Here is a 5,422-nt window from a genome sequence, read left to right as displayed (position 1 = left end):
CCTGGGCGGTCCGGGCGCCCCCCGAGACGGACCCGTGTCATCCCGCCCGCAGGCTCGCCGCCGCGCTCGCGGTTGAAGCCGCCGCGGTCGTCACGACGGTCGTCGCGGCGCTGGAAGCCGCCACGGTCGCCGCCCCGGTCGTCCCTGCGCTCGTCGCGGCGGAAGCCGCCGCCCGCCGGACGGTCGTCGCGGCGCTGGAAGCCACCGCGGTCACCGCGGTCGCCACCACGGTCGTCGCGCGGCGTGTAGCCCCGCGCGCCGCCCCGGCCGCTGCGCTCGCCGCGGTCGTCCCGGCGGCCGAAGTTGCCCCGGTCGTCGCGCGGCGCCGCCTGCTGCGGCACGGAGGCGGCCTTGGCGGCCTCCTCGACCGCGCGCTCGGCCTCGGCCGTCACCGCGGCGACCGCGGCCTCCGGGTCCTCGCCCCGCTCGCGCGCGGCGCGGGCGACCAGTCGCCCGGCTTCCTCGCGCAGCTCGGTGGCGCGGCGCTGGGCACGCTCCAGCTGCTTGGTCAGGTCGGCGGCCTCGCGCTCGGCCTGCTTGGCCGCGTTGTTCGCGGAGTCCGCCTGGACCTCGGTGAGCGAACGGGCGCCGGTGATCTCGGCGACCTCCGGGTCGAACGCGCCGGCGCCGCCGACCATGTGGCGCGAGGCGTCGACGCCCGCGTCCTCCATCAGCCGGAAGATCTGCCGGCGCTGGTGCGGCAGCGCCAGCGAGACGACGACACCGGACTTGCCGGCGCGCGCCGTACGGCCCGAGCGGTGCAGGTAGTCCTTGTGGTCCCCGGCCGGGTCCACGTTGAGCACCAGGTCGATGCCGTCCACGTGGATACCGCGGGCGGCGACGTCGGTGGCGACGAGCGCGTTGACGAGACCGTCCTTGAAGTCGGCCAGCGTCCGCGTCCGCGCGCCCTGCGTCATGCCGCCGTGCAGCGCGTCGGCCTTCACGCCCGAGTCGCGGAGCTGTTCGGCGATCCGGTCCGCGCCGAGCTGCGTCCGTACGAAGATGATCGTGCGGCCCTTGCGGGCGGCGATCGCCGCGGTGACCGGGGCCTTGTCCTTGGGCTTCACGACGAGCACGTGGTGCGTCATCGTCGTGACGTTGCCCTGGGCGCTGTCGACCTCGTGGCTGACCGGGTCGGTCAGGTAGCGCTTGACCAGCGAGCTGATCTCGTTCTCCATCGTGGCGGAGAAGAGCATGCGCTGGCCGCCGGCCGGCACCAGGTCGAGCAGCTCGGTGACCTCGGGCATGAAGCCCAGGTCCGACATCTGGTCGGCCTCGTCGAGGATCGCGATCTGGATCTGGTCGAGCGAGCAGGCGCGGCGGTTGATCAGGTCGCGCAGTCGGCCCGGGGTGGCGACGAGGATGTCGACGCCGCGCTCCAGGGCGTAGATCTGGTTGCTCATCGACGTACCGCCGCAGACGACCTTCATCTTCAGGCCGAGCACGTCGCCGTACGGCTGGAGCGCGTCCGCGACCTGCATCGCCAGCTCACGGGTCGGGGTGAGGATGACGCCGCGGGGCTTCTTCTTCTCGGTGTGGCCGCCCGCCAGCGTGGCGAGCAGCGGCAGACCGAAGGAGAGGGTCTTGCCGGAGCCGGTACGGCCGCGGCCCAGGATGTCCTTGCCGGCCAGGGCGTCCGGGATGGTCGCGGCCTGGATCGGGAAGGGGGCGACAACGCCGTTCTGGGTGAGCTTGCGGACGATGCCCTCGGGCAGGCCCAGGTCGCCGAAGGTGGGGCCGGGGGCGGCCTTTGACGTCTCGTCGGACGCGTCGTCCGTGTCGACCACGTCGTTCGTGTCGACCACGTCGTTCGTGTCGACCATGTCGGCCTCGGACGCCTCGGTGAGCTCCGCCACATCGGCGGTCACGACGGCCTCCACGGCCTCGGCGTTCTCGGGCATGACGGTGCTGTCAGTACTGGAAATGGACATGCGAAATGCGAAACCTTCCGGAGTCTCGGCACGCGCCCAAACTCCGTGAGATTCGCAAATCGACCGCCTCAATGCGGTCAGCCACGGCAAGGGAGAGTACGCGCCACGCGGCGCTCTTCTGTGTCGGCGCCGGGCAATGATCAAACGATCTACTACCATACGCACCCACCCCCCGCTTAGGCAAACCGGGGCCCCGCTCCCCCGCCGGACAGGCGCGGAAAGAGACGCACGTCACGCCGGTCCGGGCTGCGCGGACGCCGACGGTTCCTTCATCATCCCCGCCCCGTCCGCCAGCGCCATCGCGCCCATCCGCATCTCCGCCGCCGGTGAGGCGGACGGCGGCTCCTGCGGCTTCGTCGGCTCCGGCTCGGGGTCCGGGTCCACCGGCGGGGGCGTCTGCGTGGGCTGCTGGACGGGCGGCGGCGCGGAGCGGGTGGGCTCCCTGGTCGGTACGGGCTCGCTCCCCGGCCCGGTCGGCTTCCCGTTGCCCGGCTGCGGCCGGGCGCCCGTGGACGGCCTGGGCGACGGCGCGTCCGAGGAACCGGCCGCCGGCGAGGGCCCCTTGCCCGCCGCCGCCGCGCCCGCGTCCCCGGCTCCGCCCTTGCCGTCGGGCCCCGCGTCGCCGCCCGCCTCGGCCTGCGTGGTCCCTCCGGCGCTCTTCTCCGTATGGCCCGGCCAGGCGTCGGCGCCGCCGACCCCGGCCGCGGACCCCGTACCGCCGTCGGGTTCCGCGGCGGCGCCGGTGCGGTCCGCCGAGCGCGAGGGGGCCGGGCTCCCCGCGTCGTCGCCGACGCTCATACAGCCCGCGGAGGTCAGGGCCGCCACGGACGTGACGATCCAGACGGCAAGACGGCCTGGGGCGGACAACTGGCGCACGAGGGCACCTCCGGGGCGTGGCGACGGGGCTCCCGCCGACGGCGGGGACGGATCGCCCTGCCCAACTCCCTTTTCACCGCCGGGGACACGCCCGGGGCGCCACCGAGGCACCGGCGATCTTGCCGGGGGCCGGATCTGCCGGACAATGGCCCTGTGCTGGAGATGACACGCGAGACCTTCGAAGAACTGGTGAGCCAGGCCCTCGATCAGATCCCCCCGGAGCTGACCAAGGTGATGGACAACGTCGCCGTCTTCGTCGAGGACGAGCCCGACCCCTCCGACCCCGAACTCCTCGGGCTGTACGAGGGGACGCCGCTCACCGACCGGGGCGAGTGGTACGCCGGTGTCCTGCCCGACCGCATCTCCATCTACATGGGCCCGACGCTGCGGTACTGCGAGAGCGCGGAGGACGTCGTCCACGAGGTCTCGGTGACCGTCGTCCACGAGATCGCCCACCATTTCGGCATCGACGACGACCGGCTCCACGAACTCGGCTGGGGCTGACCCGCACGGCGAGGACCGGGCGCACGGCGCGGCGACGGCCCGCCCGCGCGCTCCGCCGCCCCCTCACCCGTACGGGCCCCGCCCCGCCCCGGGCGCCGACTACTCCTCTTGGCGGCGGCCAGGCATGGCGGACGACCGCGCCGGGCATACGCGCCCAATGGCCCGTGTTGTCCCGCGCTTCCCCATCCGCGCCCTCCGCGGACGGCTCACCGCCGTCATGGGTCATCTCCGCGCCCGCCGCGCCACCCCCACCAGCGCCCTCGTCCAGGTCCATCCCCCGCACCCCGTCACCCGCGCGCTCGGCCTGACCGCCGTCGTCCTGCTCGGCGCCTGGCTCGGCCTGCTGATCGTCGGGAGCGTGCGGACGCCGGTCGGCCCGATGGACACCCGGATGACGCTGCGCCCCTCCCTCACCGGCGGCACGAAGATCAATGTCTCGCCGCTGGGCGCGCTGGAGCTGGGCACGCACACCGGTCCCGTACGGCTGGACGTGGACGTCGACCAGCTCGACCCGGTCCGCTCCACCGCCCTCGTGGAGCACCCCGAGCGGATCTCGGGGCTCCAGAGCGAGATCAGCCGCGACGTCAAGTCCGGCACCACGGAGCTGGCCGTACGCTCCGTGGTCGCCGTCGTGTCCGGGGCGACCGCCCTCGGGCTGGCCGTCTACCGCCGCCCGCGCCGCGCGCTCGCCGCCGGCGGCCTCGCGTTCTCGCTGCTGGGTGCCTCCGCCGTCGGCGCGTACGCCACCTGGAACCCCCAGTCGGTGCTGGAGCCGAAGTTCTCCGGGCTGCTCTCGTCCGCGCCCCAGGTCGTCGGCAACGCCCGCTCGATCGTCAGCGACTTCGACGTCTACCAGAAGGAGCTGGCGCGGCTGGTCACCAATGTGACCAAGCTCTACGACGCCACCTCCACGCTCCCCACCTTCCAGCCCGACCCGGCCACCCTCCGGGTCCTGCACGTCTCGGACATCCATCTCAACCCGGCGGCCTGGCACATCATCGGCTCGCTCGTGGAGCAGTACGGGATCGACGTCATCATCGACTCGGGCGACACGATGGACCACGGCGCCTCCGCCGAGAACACCTTCCTCGACCCGATCGCCGACCTGGGCGTCCCTTATGTCTGGGTGCGCGGCAACCATGACTCGGACATCACCCAGGAGTACCTGGAGCGCATGCGGAACGTGCACGTCCTGGACGACGGCCGGGCCGTGAGCGTCGGCGGGATCCGGATCGCGGGCACGGGCGACCCGCAGTTCACCCCGGACCGCTCCAGGAAGGCCCCCGGCGACCCCGCCGAACGCATGGCGGGCATCCAGCTCGCGTCGGCCCTGCGCGACCAGGAGCGGGCCGGCACACCGGTGGACGTCGCGGTCACCCACGACCCGCTGGCCGCCCGGCAGACGGACGGGGTGGTGCCGCTCGTCCTGGCGGGCCATGTGCACCAGCGCAAGACCGAGGTGCTGCCGTACGGCACCCGGCTGAAGATCGAGGGTTCGACGGGCGGCGGCGGACTGCGCGCGCTCCAGAACCAGAAGCCGGAGAAGGTCCGCGCCTCCGTGCTCTACCTGGACCGGACGACCAAGCGGCTCCAGGCGTGGGACGAGATCACGCTGGGCGGTCTCGGGCTGACGACGGCGGAGGTCAGCCGTCACCTCCCGGAGGAGGCGGGCAGGCCCGGCGCCGAGCCGGGCGCGGAACCGGATACGGATCCCTTCGGCACCGCGTCCCCCGCCACCCCCTCGGCCCCGGCCTCCGGCTCCTCCCCGCGGCCGTCTCCGGCGCTTCCGGAACCCGAGCCCTGACCGGCCGGGGGACGCGCCGGCGGGGCCGCTCCCGGGGGCCCGTAAACCGTTTTGGCGATAGCTCCCCGGATCGCATATGCTGCGGACGTCCCCGACGCGCTGCAAAGCGCCCAGGCGGGCCCTTAGCCCTCATCGTCTAGTGGCCCAGGACGCCGCCCTTTCAAGGCGGTAGCACGGGTTCGAATCCCGTTGGGGGCACATTCTCATAGTCCCCCTGGCCACGGGTATCGCTGGCCTGGGGGACTCTTAGTGTGCATAAACTCATCACCGTCTGAGCACGCTTCTGATTTATCGTGGGCTGCAACGC

Annotated in this window: 4 protein-coding genes and 1 tRNA gene; 3 read left to right on the top strand and 2 right to left on the bottom strand. The window is 73.2% G+C overall.

Annotation, left to right across the window (positions count from 1 at the left end; all coding sequences use genetic code 11):
- Both ACFXPK_RS15510 and ACFXPK_RS15505 read right to left on the bottom strand, forming a co-directional pair.
- The coding region (locus ACFXPK_RS15510; protein WP_385075536.1) for a DEAD/DEAH box helicase at nt 1-1,931 on the bottom strand (1,931 nt) is incomplete at its 3' end.
- Between the two features lie 231 nt (nt 1,932-2,162).
- Nucleotides 2,163-2,807 (bottom strand): hypothetical protein, encoded by a 645-nt coding sequence (locus ACFXPK_RS15505; RefSeq protein ID WP_385075534.1) that lies wholly within the window; start codon nt 2,805-2,807, stop codon nt 2,163-2,165.
- Between the two features lie 153 nt (nt 2,808-2,960).
- Between ACFXPK_RS15505 and ACFXPK_RS15500 the strand changes: the two genes are divergently transcribed.
- The 3 genes from ACFXPK_RS15500 (at nt 2,961) to ACFXPK_RS15490 (ending at nt 5,313) form a co-directional block, all read left to right on the top strand.
- The gene (locus tag ACFXPK_RS15500; protein WP_385005644.1) at nt 2,961-3,311 is read left to right on the top strand and encodes a metallopeptidase family protein; all 351 of its coding nucleotides are present in this window, start codon (nt 2,961-2,963) and stop codon (nt 3,309-3,311) included.
- 157 nt (nt 3,312-3,468) lie between these two features.
- A complete protein-coding gene (locus tag ACFXPK_RS15495) occupies nt 3,469-5,115 on the top strand; it encodes a metallophosphoesterase (RefSeq protein WP_385075531.1) in 1,647 nt (548 codons plus the stop codon).
- A gap of 125 nt (nt 5,116-5,240) precedes the next feature.
- Nucleotides 5,241-5,313: transfer RNA gene (locus ACFXPK_RS15490), tRNA-Glu, on the top strand.
- The last annotated feature ends 109 nt before the right edge of the window (nt 5,314-5,422 follow it).

It is taken from the genome of Streptomyces sp. NPDC059142, assembly GCF_042755665.1.
Classification (GTDB): Bacteria; Actinomycetota; Actinomycetes; order Streptomycetales; family Streptomycetaceae; genus Streptomyces.
The sequence above is the reverse complement of the archived record's forward strand: the minus strand, read 5'-3'. Positions and strand labels throughout refer to the sequence as shown.

Excerpts from the sequence above, each read along its gene's own strand:
- ACFXPK_RS15495 (WP_385075531.1), top strand. The coding sequence starts at position 3,469 with ATGGCCCGTGTTGTCCCGCGCTTCCCCATCCGCGCCCTCCGCGGACGG.